A 17,082-nucleotide genomic window follows, 5' to 3' on the forward strand; every position below is an offset into this window, starting at 1 on the left:
ATCTTAGCGTATTTTACCCAATCTGGCAGTATGCTGAATTTGCAGATATAGCCTATTTGGGTATTATGAAAGATAAATCTACTCCTCTTCAAAAAAGGCAAGGAGTTATTATAAATTTTACCCGGATTTGCAACGATGGAAAGAAAAGAAAAAACACTTGCTTTGCTTAAGCAAGTGTTAGATTCTTTAAGTTTGAAGTACGAGAATGATGTAGACCTCCAAGGCTTTTCGGAATACTTAATTCTCAACAATTATGGGCTACGCACGCATTTTATCTCAATGATGCAACTAAAATTAGCTATACACATGAATGAGCTAGTTGAGGAAATTTATGGCGATCTAATAGAAAAGGCGATATCAGATGAAACTAAGTTACAAAACACATAGAGCCAGGCCAAATTCTGATGTTTATCCCAGATGTTCCATTAGAAAATCTTCCTAATGGGACATCTGGGTTGAATTGAGACCGGCATCGATGATGCATTGTCTCCGCAATTTCTTGTTTATAATTCCATTTCTAAATCAAAACTGACTTTGTCGGCTTCACCTTGCCGTGTATTATTTATACTGTCTGCGGCTTGCCTTCGTGTTATTTTTTGATTTAGAAATGGAATAAGCATCTGAATGCAGGATGCGAATAGCAGCGATCATGATGTGATACTGGAAATTGTTTATGTAGGTCAATCAGTACCGTAGTATGCCGGAAAGTAAGGAAATCAATTTGAGAATAATGAGCTTTCGCTGCTCCAAATGGCTCTGTTCGTGCATTATCCTTTTTTAGTAAATTATTTTGTCTGATTTTGCTGACCACTCTGAGAAGACTTTCAGCGCTCTTGGTCTGAGTATTTGTTCCATTGGAATCTTACGATGTGGCAAATCAGACATGATTTCTTCATAAATAAATTGATCGTCGAATCCAATTTCGGTGGCGTCGGCCCTGGTGCATGCAAAAAATACTTTTTCTGGACGCGCCCAGTAAATAGCGCCTAGACACATCGGGCAAGGTTCGCAGGAAGTAAAGATTTGGCACCCATCAAGCTGAAAAGTGCCTAAATGCCGACAAGCATTTCGTATCGCGACAATTTCAGCATGAGCAGTAGGATCATTCGACGAGATTACTTGATTGCTACCTCTTCCAATTATAGAGTTATTTTTGACGATGACACAACCAAACGGCCCACCCTCATTATGGATTATTCCGTAAGCTGAAAGACTAATGGCTTCCAGCATAAATTGGGCTTGCTGTATTTCCTTCATGACCTGCTCATTATTTTTTCGCTTAGCTTACTGTAAAGATCAATTCATTTATGCAGCAGAGTATATATAGTTTTACCAATAGCGCACATGCCCTGTATCAAGGTGAATAAAGTTGGAGTCGGGATAATATCCAACGCCACCGACTTTTAACGATAAAGCTGCTTTTCTCAATTCAGCCAGGGAGAATTCAGGTAATCGAATGTCAATTGCCTTGCCTTGCATATGCAGGCTCTGTTTAGCGACGCTATTATTATGCAAGGCGAGCATTTTATTGGTCTCAGGCGAGCGATAGCCGGAAATGACTTGAATTTCTTTCCTCGCCCCCATTCGACTATACAGAAGTTGCAATATGTCAAGCAATCGGAGATCAATAGCATGGGTTTTCCCGGTACGATGATCGCGTAGTATTTTTTCGATATCTCTGAGTACGCCAGGGATATAACGGCCTTTTTCCCAGTAAACAGATTTTACTCTTTCACCTGTATGCAAATTAAGCAACGCCAATTGTTTAACTGGTGTTTTTGGCTTGCGGGCATAGGCTGCTGGTAACGCTAGCAGTGTGCAGGCGCTTAACCCTGTTTTAATAAAAAAGCGCCGACTAGCACCTAGTTTTGTTAGTTGATGATTATGATTATTAACTCGTTGTAACAACACTTTGAGTCCTCCCATAAGATATCAAGATTATATTTAAACTAGAAAAGATATTATCGCTTACCAGCGAGCATGCTCTAGAATTCGCTTGTCACGTCCATAAGTATCTGACGTGAAATAAATATTATTTGAATCGTCAACCCATGTCGTGAGATAGATTAAATAAATGGGTAAGTGTTTAGATAAATTAACCGTAATTGTTTTACCGCTCTCTATCTTGTCAACGATATCAGTCACTGCATTGGGTTCATTCAAAACAAACCCAGCTAATTGAAATGGTTTCTCCAACCGGATACAACCCGAACTAAACATTCGAATATCTTTCTGAAATAATTGTTTAGAAGGTGTATCATGCAAATATATACTGAAGGGGTTCGGAAACATAAATTTTATAGTGCCTAACGCATTTTTCTCTCCTGGCTCCTGCCTTAACATATAAGGAAAATTCTTGCCAACCGCATGCCAGTTAATCAAATCTGAATTAATTTCCTCGTAATGACCGGCGTTGTTTACATAAACTCTAATTTTTTGTGAAGTAAAAAAATTAGAATTATGTTGTTGTTTAGGTAGTAGATCCTGCTGCGCAATACTGTTTGGAACATTCCAGTATGGATTCAGGATAAGGTGAGAAATGCGGCTATTGAAGCTGGGTGTTGAGCGATAATCACGTCCTACGATAATGCGCATATTTAAAACATGCTTCCCATATTCAATAGCAGTCAATCGAAATCCGGCAATATTGACCAACAAATAGCGATCGCCTAATTCTCTTGGCATCCATCGCCAGCGTTCCATATTGATACGTAATTGCCTGATTTTCTGCTCGGGTGTTTTATTTAATGCCGCGCGTGTATTTGGTCCGATCACCCCATCAGCATTCAGTCCATGCTGTTCCTGAAATACCTTAATCGCGTTTACTAATTCATTATCATACTTTTCGCTTTTACTTTTACTCGGAACGATATCATAGCCAGAATTGTCGTGCATGGCAAAAATTTGCGCAATTCGCGAACGGAGAAGCGGAGTAACCGCGTGATTCATGTTGGGCCGAATTAAGGGGCCTTCCGGAATAATGGTCCAATTAACGCCGCGTCTCAATAATTCACGGTATTTGGCTAAAGCTTGCTTCATCAGCTGATACTCCTGGGTTTTAGGAGGTAAATCTGCCAGAGATGATTTTAAATTCCCTGAACTAATGGACTTTTGCAAATAAGCTGCGGCATCGAATGTTTGCTGTTGAATATGCCAATCTGGGTCAACTTCCGATGCTATCAGGCGACCCCTGCGTAAATCTCGAGCAAGCAGCAAAATTGATTGAGTAGTGCGCAATTCGAGTTCAAGTAGAATAGAATGCTCGCTGCTTTGTTTGCGTAAGTGCAATAGTTGTTCAAGCTGATAATCTTCGTTATCTAAACCTTCCTGTTCGGCAGTTCCAATAAATGCTATTGCTATATCGAGTTCAGGTGATAATTTGTCATTTTGTATCCAGGCGGGTTGATAATCGCGCATCGCATAAAAATATTTTAAAATAGCTATATCAATCTCATTTGATACCGTAGACAGATTATCGAGCTGATTTTGCAATGCTTCAGCATTAATTGAAGGGGGATTTTTGGCAATTGCGGGGAGTAAGCAAAATATTCCAATAATAAAGAAGACTGCTTGAAGCGCTAGAATTTTAGTTGGTAGGGATATCTTTAATGTGGAAATAGAAAAAACTCCTTTTATCTTCTTAATAGACTGCTCATGAAATAACGCTAAAATGACTTATACCAATTTATATTAACCTTACTTTTTACCATAAATAGGCCAAAATTACTAAAAAATGACTGATATATTTTGAGCTTAATGAGAAGCTATAAAGAGTGAAAGTAAATCATTACCCCTACAATAGTAGGTTAAAGCGTTATAACTTGATTATTGATTCTAATAATACTTACTGTTACATAAAGTTAAATATTAACTGTAAGATAAAAATCTTCTTGATATAGATAAATGAAAGGATATTCGGAAAATCATGAATATTAATAAATGGACTGATGAGGAGCTTTCTTCAACACGCGATAAGCTTGATGCTTGGTGCCTTGAGCATGCTACCCCAAGCTGGGGAAACCGCATGTGGCTATTAACTGCTGTACTCGGAGCTATAGCAATTTCAACAGGGGTAGTATTTATTTTCTTTGATGGTATTAGCGCGATGAGTATTATCTTGATCATACTCGGTGTGATCACTTGCTACAGCTGGTACAAAAGTGAAAAACAGCGCAAAATCAATATGAACTTCCTTGAGGAACTTAAGGTGGAAATCGCGCGTAGGGCTAAACGTAAAAATGAGAAACCGGTAAGCTAAGTTTTTATTCAAGCTACATTTTTGCATACTATTAGTAGCAATTCTCTGCTAAATACTTTGTCAGAGAATTGCTGGGAATAAAGTTCTTATTGATTCTATTGTAACAATTAGCAAAGAAGAAATTGATTGCTCTTATGTCCTTATTCAGTTTGTCTGAGAGTAATTTCATTTCTAAATCAAAACTGACTTTGTGGGCTTCATTTTGTCGTATTATTTATACTGTCTGCGGCTCGCCTTCGTGTCATTTTTGATTGGGAAATGGAATAAGCTGGTCAGGTAAGGATGAACACTTGCTTTATGCAGGAGATCAACGGTTTTGTGCGGTTCTCTACTTAATCAATTAATAAATTATTCCTTTTCCAAAGTATCCCTCATTTCCGCTAATTCTTTCCGATGAGCTTCAGTAGCAATGGGATAGCTCATCTGGAGCGCTTTCATTATTTCCCTTACAATTTTAGATACAAGCAATTGGGCATTGCGTTTATCATCTGCCGGCACGATATACCAAGGTGAATGTTCTGTACTGGTAGCACTCAGGCATTCAGCATAGGCTGTTTGAAAAGCTTCCCAATGTTGGCGGGCTTCCATATCAGCATGGCTGATTTTCCAGTTCTTTGTTGGCTCATCAATGCGGGCAAGCAAACGTTGTCGTTGTTCTTCTTTTGATATATGAAGGAAAATTTTGATAATGCGGATTCCATTGCGATGCAAGTAGCTTTCTAGGTTAACAATATCCTGGAAACGTTCCTGCCAGAATTTTGTTGGGTCGAGAAGCTCCATGGGTAAATGTTGCTGCTCCAATAACCCCGGTATCACACGAACTGAAGTTACTTCTTCGTAATAAGACCGATCGAAAATACCGATACGTCCTCTTTCAGGAAGGCGATTGTTGCTTCGCCATAGAAAATCATGATCAAGATCCTCAGCGGTAGGTTGTTGAAAGCTGTATACCTGGCATCCTTGTGGATTGATGCCAGACATGACGTGCTTGATAATGCTTCCCTTACCTGCTGAATCAATGCCTTGAAGAATGAGTAATATGGCATAGCGATTGTGCGCATAAAGCATATCCTGAAGCGCACCTAATTCTTCATGTGATTCATTTAAAAGTTCTTGGTGTTTCTTTTTGGATGAATAGAGTGGTCTAATGTTGGTTGGCCAATTGATTAAGTTTACCTGTGTGTTTGGATCAACCTTCAACTTGGTAAGTTTTGAATTAAGCTCCATGTTAACTCCTTATAACAAATCTACCATTCTGAAGCTGCTTCTGGAAGTTACTTTATCAATCGAATTGAGGCATTCACATATCGTATCCGATTATTAAGATTACCTACTATACAATCAATCAATCAATTAATTGATAAGGTATAGATATTTTTGTTTGTTCGATTGATTTAATGCAGAAATCCGGTAATTAATTTTTATAGCGAATGAACCGATAGCGATAAAAGTTGCGCCACATATCATCAGAACTAATCGCTAGTCAAGCGTAGTGCGGAAATGCTCATACTTAAAATGACTGATAGACTGGTATAAGAAAGCATGAACAATGTCCAGCCAGGTCGGCAGTAACATTCTACTTCATGCAGCCGTACGGGATATAAGTAATAAGTGTGGGAATACCCAAATAGGTTCAAAGGAAATACTGTGAGAAGGTCAAGCTTGCGTCTATTTGCTTTCTAGTAACTTATTAATAAATCAATCTTTTGTATAGATACCTTTTTATTCTTTAGTATTTCATTTCATATTTAATCTTATGATTAAGTTAAAGTTTGCTTTAAAAAATTGTTGAATCATGGAAAATGATCTTATTGAACAAAAAATCAACTGCCAAGAAAAACAGAGATAAAAAAGGCAGAAATAAACCGTTTGGCAGTTCATTCCGCATTCATTTCTTTTGTTGCTGGTCTCTAAGTATATTGACACATACCCATGTGGGGTATACGATGAGCTTAATTTTGCAATAAAAGTGAGGAGGATCAAGGTGAGTATACTTACGCATAAACACATTGAGTTGCCGATAGAAGGGATGACTTGTGCGGCATGTGCGGCTCGAATTGAAAGGAATCTCAACAAATTACCAGGTGTACATGCGGCAGTAAATTATGCCAGTGAGAAAGCGGTGGTAGAGTTTAATGATGCCGCAACGCATGCTGAGGATCTGATTCACTCGATTGAGGAAGCTGGTTTTCATGTTATTCCTCCGACTGTGCAACTGCGAATCAGTGGGATGACGTGCGCGGCATGCAGTGGGCGCATCGAACAAGCGTTGAATAAAATCCCTGGTGTTACAGCCACTGTTAATCTGGCGACAGAAATTGCTCATGTCAGCTTTAACCCAGCTGTGACAACGGTGGATAATTTGATTGCAGCTGTTGTCAAGGCAGGCTATGGTGCGAGTCAGATCAGCGAAGCAAGTCGCAATGAAGAGAAAGCCAGGCGACTGGCAGCTTATCAGGCAGAACTTCGTACCTTCTGGTTGTCTGCTGCACTGACCTTACCATTTATGCTGCAAATGGGTGTTATGTTGACAGAAGATCATGCTGATCTGCTGCCACGCTGGTTGCAGTGGGTATTGGCAACACCTGTTCAATTCTGGATGGGAAGACGTTTTTACATTGGCGCCTGGCATGCCTTACGGGGTGGTGGAGCAAATATGGATGTGTTGATCGTATTGGGCACCAGCATGGCTTATTTTTTCAGTACAATTGTTATTCTTTTCGCATTGGATCAGCATGTTTATTTCGAGGCAAGTGCTGCCATCATTACTCTGGTGCTATTAGGTAAGCTGATGGAGGCTCGCGCAAAAAGCAAAACTTCTGCCGCTATTGAAGAATTGATTAAGCTCCAACCTAAAATCGCACGGATTGAGCGTGAGGGTGAAATTGTCGAAGTCGACGTCGATACTCTTAAAGTAGGTGACGTTTTTATTGTGCGACCCGGCGAGAATTTGCCTGTAGATGGTGTCGTGATTGAAGGTATATCCAGTGTGAACGAAGCAATGCTGACGGGAGAAAGTCTGCCGGTAACTAAGCAGGCTGGTGCCAAAGTATTTGCAGCCACGCAGAATCAACAAGGATTATTGAGATGCCGTGCGACTAGTGTGGGAGCGCATACGCAGCTTGCTGCCATTATTCGTTTAGTAGAGGAAGCACAGGGCTCTAAGGCCCCGATCCAGCGTATGGCCGATGCCATTTCAGGGATATTTGTGCCGGTGGTTGTGGTCATCAGCCTCTTGACCCTAGTATTAACGTGGTGGTTGACAGAAAATTTCGTATTGTCGCTGATCAATGCAGTGGCAGTGCTAGTCATTGCATGCCCATGCGCATTGGGATTAGCAACACCTACAGCCATTATGGTAGGCACCGGGCGTGGTGCTCAAATGGGTGTTCTTGTGAAAAATGCTGCCGCACTCGAGCATGCGGAGAAAATTCAGGTTTTAATCGTAGACAAGACAGGCACTCTCACGGAAGGGAAACCTGTTGTGACCGACGTCATTCCGGTAGGTTCGGTCACTGAACAAGCATTGTTACAGATCGCTGCTACCCTGGAACAAGGGTCAGAGCATCCGCTCGCAAAAGCCGTGCTCGAGTATACAGCCAGCAGGGCTATACGGCCTCATACGATGAGTAATTTTACATCAGTGACTGGAAGTGGCGTCAAGGCTCAGATTGGTGGTGTTGAATATTTATTGGGCTCGCCAAAATTTCTGCAAGCGCATGGCGTAACCATTGAACCATCTCACTTGACAGTGCTTCAGGCTGAAAGCAAGACCGTGATTGGAATGGCTGCTCAGTTCGAAGGAGTATATCGAATGCTTGGTTATCTCGCGATTGCCGATCGGTTACGGAGTACGTCAGCGCAGGCGGTTAGGCGATTACAGGCAATGGGTATTGAAGTTATCATGTTGACTGGTGATAATGCTGAAACCGCTGCTGCCATTGCCAAACAAGCAGGCATTACCCATTATCGCGCCGAAGTGTTGCCCCAAGACAAAGCAGCCGAAGTGGCCAGAATAAAAGCACGCGGACAATTTACCGGTATGGTGGGGGACGGCATTAACGATGCCCCTGCGCTGGCTGCGGCTGACGTGAGTTTTGCCATTGGTGCAGGCTCTGATGTGGCGATTGAAGCAGCGGACATTACGTTGATGCATAATGATTTGATGAGCGTGGCCGATGCAATTGCGCTTTCCCGTGCGACTTTGGGCAAAATCCGCCAGAATTTGTTCTTCGCCTTTATCTATAATGTGCTAGGCATTCCCTTGGCCGCCATCGGCATGCTCAACCCGATTATCGCAGGAGCCGCCATGGCGATGAGTTCGGTATCGGTTGTTAGTAATTCACTGCTGCTTAAGCGATGGCAGCCAGGTACCTAGATTAACTAATAACAAAGAGGAGCCATTAGATGCAAACCACCATCATCCACATCAAAGGTATGACCTGTATGGGTTGTGTTAAAAGTATTAAAAATGTGCTGGAACAGATTCCTGGCGTGATGAGTACGGAAGTTTCACTGGAGGATGCACAGGTTACCATTCAGTATGATGCAACTATTACCGGAATCGATCAGTTTAAACAAGCCATCGAGGAAGCAGGTTTTGAAGCCTTTATCTAATAATAAAAGAGAGTTATGCCACGTGCCTGATCACGTGATACAGCCTAATAAGGAAGCGTTAATAAAGCGTCTTAACCGCATTGAAGGTCAGGTACGCGGTGTAGCGAAAATGATCGTGGAGGACCGCTATTGCGTCGATATCCTGAATCAGGTTTCAGCGCTACAGTCTGCGCTGGATGCTGTGGCAATGCAATTACTTGAAAACCATACGCGGGGTTGTATGCAGTCGGCCATTCAATCAGGCAACGGTGATGCTGCTATTGATGAGCTTATGGCTGTGGTGCGTAAGTTTGCACGATAAGAAGACTGTCAATTTTGTTATTTGTTGGGAATTTGTACTGTCGGGCGCCCAAAGTAATATCCCTGTGCAAGATCAATGCCCATACTTTTGATCATGCTCAGTGTAGCAGCATCTTCAACAAATTCTGCTACTGTCATCTTTCCGAGTCCGTGTGCTACTTCTACCATAGCTTTAACGATAATCTGATTATCCCGGTTTTTAGGAAGATCGCGAATAAATAAGCCATCTATTTTTATTATTTCTACGTCCAGATATTTCAGATAGCCAAAAGTGGAAAAACCACTCCCAAAATCGTCCAGACAAACCCAGCAACCAGTGTGTTGAATTGCTTCAATAAAGCGTTGGGCATCCTGGATGTCTGATACCGCTACAGTTTCGGTCAGTTCTATAAGGAGGCGTCGGGGATCCACATTAAATTTGTTCAGCAAATTATGGATATAGTTTGGGATAGCTGGATCACTAAACGTGCGGCCTGAAATATTAATTGCTACCGGTGGCATAGTTGGATTTTGGCTAAGTAACTCGATACTGCGTTTTATTACCCATTGGTCTATGTGGACTATTTGTCCATTTTTCTCTGCAACTGGTATGAATTGACCCGGCATTATCAAATTATCGGAACCATTTGAGTTCCGCATCCTGATGAGTGATTCTAAATGCGTCAGGGTATTCCGGTTGGTTTCATATACACCTTGGAAATGAATTTCGAACAAATTTTGATCAAGAGCTTGTTTTATCCGGTTATGCCAAGTTATTCGGCTTAACGTGGCTTCAGAATTATCATATATAGGATCATAGATGATCCAGGTATTTTTACCTTGATTCTTGGCTCGGTAGGTGTCAACATAATTTTCGCCTGAATGCATTATTTAGGCCACTCTTTTCATCTTAGTTTCTGGTTGCGCATTACCGGGATTAAGACTGACTGTTGATTCGTGTGACCAGTTTCTGGTTTCACCCGACCAACGTTCCGGATGTTTCTTTTTTGCTTCCTCATAGAGGCGTTTTCGCTGTTCAAGAATAGTCACATCATTACCATGATGGCGCTGTGCTGGCGTCACATATTTTATGTCGCTATGACGATGACAGTAGTTATACCAGTCAACAGAATGCAGCACCCACTGGCGTGCCTCGTCAAGACTTTCAAAGGATTTGGATGGATAAGCCGGTGTATATTTCAAAGTTTTGAACAATGCCTCTGAATACGGATTATCGTTACTCACCGACGGGCGGCTGAATGATGCGACAACACCTAGCTTCTGCATTGTTGCCAGCATGGTGGCTCCTTTCATCGGTCTGCCATTAGTCTTGCTGTAATACGACCTTATGTTTCACAGGTAACGCCTCAGTCAGCCGGGTCTTTCGCAAGACATCAGCAGCTTGTTCCGATGATTCATTCTCATAGACTTCCCAGCCTACAATTTTACGGCTATAGATATCCATGAACAGATAGAGGTAAAAGAATACGCCTTTAAGCGTGCTGGCCAGATAGGTAATATCCCATGACCACACTTGATTGGGCCCATCTGCAATATAAGCTGTCGGTTTCTTTGTCGTGGCTGGATTGGCTGTACGACCTCGGTGATGTAATTGACCAGCAGCACGTAAAATACGATAGAAACTGCTTTCTGACGCCAGATAAATAGCTTTGTCTGCTAAGGCAGGTATAATCTGTTTGGGTGTCTGGCTGCAGAATGCTTTACTGTTACAAACATCGAATATGCTTTCTTTCCTGCGCACTGAGTTTGTTGGTAGGGGTTTTCTTGACTGTTTGCCGACGATCTGTCAGGCCAATGCTATGCCAGTATTGTAGCGTGCGACTGTTGATGCCGATTACCTCACAGGACAATCGTTGCCGTACACCTTGATTTACTGCTTCTGTTATTAATTTTATGGCCATCTGACGATCCTGCGCGGATATCAATCTTCCTCGCTCACCCCCCAGATGGCTTCGCACTTTTTTGACAGCACCAGCAGCGCGGCTGTTTCTGCCAGTGCTTTTTCTTTGCGTCTGAGTTCAGATTCCAGATGCTTTATCTGCTTCCGCTCTTCCTGACGATAGCGATTCTTTTCTTTCTCAGCCTGGGCATGGCGTTGATACCCTAACAGTGCTGCCGTTTTCCATTGATCAATCTGTTCTGGGTACAGCCCCCTACTGCGGCAATACTCACTCAGTTGTGCGCTATTAAAACCAGCTGTTTCTATGACAACCGCCAGCTTATCTTCTGCTATCCAGTCATCTGCTTTACTGTTATCTCCCGGCACTGCGATTCCTCTGTTCCTGTATTCTTTTCTCCATTTGCACAGCGTAACATCAGATACGCCTGTTTCTTTACACAATTGTGGAACAGATACCGCATTCGGTGGCATCATCTTCTTGATTACTGATTCCTTAAATTCTTTCGAATAACTCTTTTGCATCTTCTCCTCTCACTTCGCCCTTCAAGTTTCTAGGCTTCAATTAAGGCGAAAGGTATCCTGACACATAGGGACCTCGTCTAAAAAAGTTTTGAGATCCTATGGTTCTTTTAAGCATCAGCGCCCCGAATGCCGGAGCAAGAGTATTGCCTATTGCGATCTCTAATGCAGTGGAAAAGGCGGGTTCGCCCGTAGTTAAGTTAATTAAGAACGCACCGAGAAAAATGCCAAACCAGCATGAAGGTCCCCATATCAAGACGGCTGCTAGTGCAATGCCGGTGGGTGGCTAGAACAAGGTAATGTTAGAACCAATGAAGGACATGCTTAGTCCCAGCTTTCCGGCTATAAAATAAGCTGTCGTTAGCGCTATAATTCGTATCATGAAGACTTAGAAGAGCTTAGTAAGTGCAGTTTCATCCTAAATTTAACTGCGATTAGGAGTAGGGTAATCATCAGATATTTGTGAGGTAGATTGAGAACTACTTTTTATATATGCGCTAAATAGTTCCATCAGCTGGTGACATATTGTTATGCAGATTGCTTTAGCCCTTGCTTGTATTCCTTTACTGCTTGCCATGAACATGCCATCCTTTATATTCAATACTAATTGATTGAAGTTTGATTATATTATTTGAGCTTGATTATATGTCATATAAATCCTTTGATTAATCATAGATGTGCTGTAATAAAATGAGCAATGCCGGTTAAAATAGTAGAGTGATAAATAATTGTTAATTCTTTAATTTTTCTTAAAATAATCAACGATGATCCGCCAGTATGGCGATAAAGAAAGGAATGTCTCATGTCAAATTGGTACCAAGACAATTCAAAATCGATTGGAAGAACACCGTTAGTTCGACTTAATCATATTATTGATGGTGCAGCAGCAACAGTACTGGCCAAGATAGAGGGACGTAATCCGGCATATTCAGTCAAATGCCGTATTGGAGTTGCAATGGTCGATGATGCCGAGCGACGAGGATTACTCGGCCCTGGTAAAGAATTAGTTGAACCAACAAGTGGTAATACGGGCATTGCTTTGGCATTTGTTGCGGCTGCACGAGGTATTCCATTGACCTTGACAATGCCGGAAACCATGAGTATCGAACGCCGAAAATTACTTGTCGCTTTTGGCGCCAAGCTGGTTCTGACAGAAGGCCAGCGTGGTATGGGCGGTGCTATTGCAAAGGCTAATGAAATTGTTGCTGCAGATCCTGATCGTTTTGTTTTATTACAACAATTTAAGAATCCGGCCAATCCAGCAATACACGAACAAACGACAGGCCCTGAGATCTGGCAGGATACTGAGGGTGCAATCGATATTTTTGTTGCAGGAATAGGAACGGGTGGCACGATGACAGGTGTTTCCCGCTATATAAAACAAGTCAAAGGGAAGGTAATTACGTCAGTTGCAGTCGAACCGGCCGCAAGTCCTGTCATTACTCAGCAGCGGTCAGGTCAGCCTTTAACGCCTGGGCCACACAAGATTCAAGGAATTGGCGCTGGATTTGTTCCGGATAACCTTGATCTTTCCTTGGTGGATGAAGTCGAACAGATTAGTAACGAGGATGCTGTCCTGTATGCTCGTCGACTCGCTCGGGAAGAAGGAATACTTTCTGGGATTTCCTGTGGTGCTGCCGTTGCAGCAGCTGTACGACATGCCAAGCGCCCAGAAAATGTAGGCAAAACGATCGTTGTCATTTTGCCAGATTCTGGTGAACGTTATCTAAGCAGTATACTTTTTGAAGGTATGTTTAATGAACAGGGGTTAAATATAGAGTGACTAACGTCAATAGAGTCAGCGATCTCCAGTTAAGAAGTACCTATCTTGAGATTGATCCAATCGTTGGAGAATTACGTACTCTGCGATTGGCATCGCTGGAAAACCGACAAAGGCATCGGAGGCCTCCGAAGCTTCCTTTACGCAAAATTCTGGTAGGTGTTGCAGAGGGCTTGAGTGCGGCGATGTTTCCGAATCGTTTGGGTCCGGCCGATCTTGCGGATGAGGGAGTTGATCATTATGTGGGACACACACTGAATACTACTCTGCGCACGTTACTGGTACAAATACAGCATGAATTACATTTTAGCTCAGGTTTGGAAAACCTGAGTGACGAAGATCGTGAACGGGCAATAGATATCACGCAAGCATTTGCCAAGCGTTTACCTGCGATTCGCAGTTTACTGGAAAGCGACATTGTTGCAGCCTACGAAGGTGATCCGGCAGCGCACAGCGTTGATGAAGTATTGGTATGTTATCCGGGCATTATGGCCATTACCTACTATCGGCTAGCGCATGAGTTGTGCCGACTCGGTGTGCCACTGATTGCGCGCATGATTTCAGAAATAGCACACTCAATGACTGGGGTAGAAATACATCCAGGTGCTCAGATTGGTGGCAGTTTTTTTATTGATCATGGCACAGGGGTAGTCATTGGAGAGACTGCCATTATAGGCCGTAATGTGCGGTTGTATCAGGCTGTTACTTTAGGTGCAAAACGATTTCCGGTAGATGAGCACGGAGCGTTGGTGAAAGGCATACCACGGCATCCCATCGTCGAGGATGATGTTGTGATTTATGCGGGGGCTACTATCTTGGGACGTATCATTATCGGGCGTGGCTCAATAATTGGTGGGAATGTTTGGCTGACACGCAGCGTGCCAGCTGGCAGCCATATTACCCAAGCACAGATGCGTCATGAAACATTCGAAGGTGGGGCGGGGATATAGGATTATATTTGAGAGATGGAAATGGCAAATAGCAAACTTTTTTTGACACTTGAAGACGCCAAAGAGATCGCTGCAGCAGCAGAAGCGGAGGCCAAGCGCAATAATTGGCCAGTAGTTATTTCTATTGTTGATGAAGGAGGGCATTTACTTTACTTGGTGCGGTTGGATAATACGCAATATGGCAGTATTGAAGTTGCTATACAAAAAGCCAGATCAGCCATTGCTTTTCGAAGATCAACTAAAATACTGGAGGAGCAAGTCAATCAAGGGCATGTGCGTTATTTAAATTTACCTGGGGCAGTACCCATAGAAGGCGGACTGCCTATTGTACTCAGTAGTCAATTTGTGGGTGCGATCGGTGTGAGTGGCGTAAGATCTCATCAAGATGCACAAATTGCGCAAGCGGGAATCGATACACTTAATTCAGATTCTTTTTAATCTGTAATTTTCACAGAGGGAATGGTGTGTAGGCAATTGATTATTAATTAAATATTTTTTTATCAGATTGTGATAGGATTTTTGACTCGTATAATCTATTATTCTATTCTCTGACAATCAAACGACCTGAAAATGTAGAGAAATGGCTTGCAAAGAGTTTACTATGCATACTGTTCCTCAAAATAATACCCTAAACTTATCCGTGACTGCGCTCGTTTCAGTAAAACCCTGCTTAATACCCTTTTAACACGGATATTTTGCTAATACCTGTGAAGGCGGGCGATACGATTGGTTTTGCGTAAATCTATCTCCGGAGCGCTTGTTCCTCAGCTTTTATTCCATTTCTAAATCAAAACTGACTTTTTTGGCTTCACTTTGCCGTATTATTTATACTGTCTGCGGCTCACCTTCGTGTTATTTTTGATTTGGAAATGGAATTACATTGCGAGTCATTGCCATTAAGAGCAGGGAATGTGTGGATATATTTTATTGATAAATTCTTTTTAAAGAATAGTAGGGGCTGTGTAATTTTCAGTTCAACGGTCGTTGATCAATCAAATGAGATAAACTAGCCAACCGTTTTTTTGTAAATATTTGTTAAATATGGATCTACTTACTCAAGGATTGTTGGGTGCCAGTCTTGCTCAGTCAGGTACGCGACAAAATGAAGCGCGTTTAGCTACAGGCATTGGATTTTTCGCTGGGCTACTTGCAGATGCGGATATTCTGATTCAGTCAGCGAATGATCCCTTATTAACTGTGGAATTTCATCGCCATTTTACACATTCCATCTTCTTTGTTCCATTCGGTGGCCTGATTGCAGCACTTATTCTGTGGCCATTTCTCCGGAAGCAGTTATCTTTTTCACGCTTATACTTGTTCTGCTTTTTGGGTTATAGCTTAAGTGGCGTGCTAGATGCGTTAACCAGCTACGGTACTCATTTATTTTGGCCAGTGAATGAGGAACGAGTTGCGCTTAATATTGTTTCTGTCATTGATCCCGTTTTTACTTTGATACTACTAGTCGCAGTCATTTTTACCTACAAGAAGAAAGCAGTCATGGTTGCGAAAATTGGCTTAATTATCGCAACTTTTTATCTTGTGCTTGGTTGGGTGCAGCTCCAACGCGCAGAAGCAGCTGCTGCAGCCTTGGCTGCTTCCAGGGGTCATGTTGCAGAGCAATTGCTGGTTAAACCGACTTTAGCCAATTTGGTATTGTGGCGTTCGATTTATGAAACCGAAGGAGAGTTCTATGTCGATGCGATTCGGGTTGGCCTATTTGCGCAACCTCGCATCTATCCAGGAGAATCAATCAAAAAATTTAAGATTGATCAGTTTCTGAATCATCTGCCTAAGGAATCAACCTTGGCGAAGGATATTTCGCGTTTTACCATTTTTTCTGCTGGTTTTGTTGCTATTCAGCCTGATCGTCCTGATCTTCTGATTGACGTGCGTTACTCAAATTTACCTACGACCATTGCACCGTTATGGGGGATAGAAATGAATCTACAAGATCCTGATCAACATGCACTGTATCAATTATTCCGGGACACTTCCAAAGAAACACGTCAGAAATTTCTAGCTTACCTGCTGGGTGAATCTGTCGATTAAGGGATTAAGGATGGAGTGAAATCACTGATGTGCGATTATTTCCGTTTATCTTTTGGCATCAATTTGAAGGTGTTTTTTCAGAAATGATGCTGCGTAATTCCTGAAATAGGGCCCGGAAGTTTTTAGGAGGTTTTCCTGCAAGTTTTTCTTTGGTGGTATTGCGAACGAGTATTCGTAAACGTTGTAAATCAGCGTTCGGATATTGCTGTCCAAATTCAGTAAAAGCTGTCTCATCTGCTAGCAGACGCTCGCGCCATCGTTCCAAAAGATGTAACCATGCAGTATGGTGTATGCTTGAACTTCGTCCAGAATTAATTTTCTCCTGAATAGGGGCTACGTCAATTTTTCGCATCAGCTTGCCAATATATTGGAGCTGGCGACGATGCGCTTCATGCTTGGTGATACGTTTAGCCTCAAAGATGGCGTCCTGGAGTATTTCTGGTAAACCAAGTTCAGCTATTTGTTGGAGATCAAGCGCAACCAACTGCTCACCGATATCCTGCAACGCATGCATGGCACGTTTGCGCCGTGTTTTACTGAGCGAAGATTCCTGGTCAGCATCATGTTTTATGTTATTTTGCATGGCTAGCTATGTAATGCAATAACGAGAAGCTGTTATCATATCGCTCTTTGAGCGCTAATTTTATTAAATTTACTTTAAAACAATTATATTGACTTCGTTGTGAGTTGATTTTTATCAAGCTAATTT

At 42.2% G+C, this 17,082-nt stretch carries 16 protein-coding genes and 1 pseudogene; 9 read left to right on the plus strand and 8 right to left on the minus strand.

What is annotated here, in order from left to right:
* Nucleotides 1-135: 135 nt before the first annotated feature.
* Complete coding sequence (locus BM122_RS00185; RefSeq protein ID WP_074902541.1) at nt 136-387, plus strand: hypothetical protein; 252 nt, start codon at nt 136-138, stop codon at nt 385-387.
* Nucleotides 388-777: 390 nt separating this feature from the next.
* Here BM122_RS00185 and BM122_RS00190 read toward each other — a convergent pair whose 3' ends face one another.
* The 3 genes from BM122_RS00190 to BM122_RS00200 all read right to left on the minus strand — a co-directional run bounded on the left by BM122_RS00190 (nt 778) and on the right by BM122_RS00200 (nt 3,492).
* Nucleotides 778-1,257, minus strand: a complete 480-nt coding sequence (locus tag BM122_RS00190; RefSeq protein WP_074902544.1) for a nucleoside deaminase — start codon at nt 1,255-1,257, stop codon at nt 778-780.
* A 72-nt stretch (nt 1,258-1,329) separates the two neighbouring features.
* Nucleotides 1,330-1,926, minus strand: coding sequence for a peptidoglycan L,D-endopeptidase MepK (locus BM122_RS00195; RefSeq protein ID WP_074902546.1), 597 nt, complete (start codon nt 1,924-1,926; stop codon nt 1,330-1,332).
* 42 nt (nt 1,927-1,968) lie between these two features.
* A complete protein-coding gene (locus BM122_RS00200; RefSeq protein ID WP_143083257.1) occupies nt 1,969-3,492 on the minus strand; it encodes a L,D-transpeptidase family protein in 1,524 nt (507 codons plus the stop codon).
* A 433-nt stretch (nt 3,493-3,925) separates the two neighbouring features.
* Here BM122_RS00200 and BM122_RS00205 point away from each other — a divergent pair, with 433 nt between their 5' ends.
* Nucleotides 3,926-4,258, plus strand: coding sequence for a hypothetical protein (locus BM122_RS00205; RefSeq protein WP_074902552.1), 333 nt, complete (start codon nt 3,926-3,928; stop codon nt 4,256-4,258).
* A gap of 348 nt (nt 4,259-4,606) precedes the next feature.
* Here BM122_RS00205 and BM122_RS00210 read toward each other — a convergent pair whose 3' ends face one another.
* Entirely contained in the window at nt 4,607-5,485 is an 879-nt protein-coding gene (locus BM122_RS00210; protein ID WP_074902554.1) for a polyphosphate kinase 2 family protein, read from the minus strand.
* Nucleotides 5,486-6,242: 757 nt separating this feature from the next.
* On the opposite strand from BM122_RS00210, the gene BM122_RS00215 reads away from it, so the two are divergent.
* From BM122_RS00215 to BM122_RS00225, 3 genes are read left to right on the plus strand one after another with little or no spacing between them, the layout of a single operon-like run.
* Nucleotides 6,243-8,636: a heavy metal translocating P-type ATPase gene (locus tag BM122_RS00215; RefSeq protein WP_074902557.1), complete on the plus strand. Its 2,394-nt coding sequence runs from the start codon at nt 6,243-6,245 to the stop codon at nt 8,634-8,636.
* Between the two features lie 29 nt (nt 8,637-8,665).
* On the plus strand, nt 8,666-8,875 hold the full coding sequence (locus BM122_RS00220) for a heavy-metal-associated domain-containing protein (protein ID WP_074902559.1): 210 nt from the start codon (nt 8,666-8,668) through the stop codon (nt 8,873-8,875).
* Between the two features lie 22 nt (nt 8,876-8,897).
* Nucleotides 8,898-9,176, plus strand: a complete 279-nt coding sequence (locus BM122_RS00225; protein WP_074902824.1) for a metal-sensitive transcriptional regulator — start codon at nt 8,898-8,900, stop codon at nt 9,174-9,176.
* Nucleotides 9,177-9,193: 17 nt separating this feature from the next.
* Here the strand turns inward: BM122_RS00225 and BM122_RS00230 are convergent, their stop codons facing one another.
* From BM122_RS00230 to BM122_RS25775, 3 genes and pseudogenes are all read right to left on the minus strand, one after another.
* Nucleotides 9,194-10,042, minus strand: coding sequence for an EAL domain-containing protein (locus BM122_RS00230; protein WP_083398254.1), 849 nt, complete (start codon nt 10,040-10,042; stop codon nt 9,194-9,196).
* A gap of 3 nt (nt 10,043-10,045) precedes the next feature.
* Nucleotides 10,046-11,597, minus strand: a pseudogene (locus BM122_RS00235) (IS3 family transposase).
* 40 nt (nt 11,598-11,637) lie between these two features.
* Nucleotides 11,638-11,868 (minus strand): MASE1 domain-containing protein, encoded by a 231-nt coding sequence (locus tag BM122_RS25775; RefSeq protein ID WP_083398255.1) that lies wholly within the window; start codon nt 11,866-11,868, stop codon nt 11,638-11,640.
* A gap of 528 nt (nt 11,869-12,396) precedes the next feature.
* Here BM122_RS25775 and cysK point away from each other — a divergent pair.
* From cysK to BM122_RS00265, 4 genes are all read left to right on the plus strand, one after another.
* Nucleotides 12,397-13,377 carry a cysteine synthase A gene (gene cysK / locus BM122_RS00250; protein ID WP_074902568.1) on the plus strand — a complete coding sequence of 327 codons (981 nt, stop codon included), beginning with the start codon at nt 12,397-12,399 and terminating at the stop codon, nt 13,375-13,377.
* Nucleotides 13,374-14,324 (plus strand): serine O-acetyltransferase EpsC, encoded by a 951-nt coding sequence (epsC, locus tag BM122_RS00255; RefSeq protein ID WP_074902571.1) that lies wholly within the window; start codon nt 13,374-13,376, stop codon nt 14,322-14,324. Before cysK ends, epsC begins: the two co-directional genes overlap by 4 nt.
* Nucleotides 14,325-14,345: 21 nt before the next feature.
* On the plus strand, nt 14,346-14,762 hold the full coding sequence (locus tag BM122_RS00260) for a GlcG/HbpS family heme-binding protein (RefSeq protein ID WP_074902574.1): 417 nt from the start codon (nt 14,346-14,348) through the stop codon (nt 14,760-14,762).
* A gap of 603 nt (nt 14,763-15,365) precedes the next feature.
* Nucleotides 15,366-16,373, plus strand: a complete 1,008-nt coding sequence (locus tag BM122_RS00265) for a metal-dependent hydrolase (protein WP_074902826.1) — start codon at nt 15,366-15,368, stop codon at nt 16,371-16,373.
* Nucleotides 16,374-16,431: 58 nt separating this feature from the next.
* On the opposite strand, the gene yjgA is transcribed toward BM122_RS00265, so the two are convergent.
* Nucleotides 16,432-16,956, minus strand: a complete 525-nt coding sequence (gene yjgA, locus BM122_RS00270; RefSeq protein WP_074902577.1) for a ribosome biogenesis factor YjgA — start codon at nt 16,954-16,956, stop codon at nt 16,432-16,434.
* Nucleotides 16,957-17,082 lie beyond the last annotated feature (126 nt).

The organism is Nitrosomonas communis (assembly GCF_900114745.1).
Taxonomy (GTDB): domain Bacteria; phylum Pseudomonadota; class Gammaproteobacteria; order Burkholderiales; family Nitrosomonadaceae; genus Nitrosomonas; species Nitrosomonas communis_A.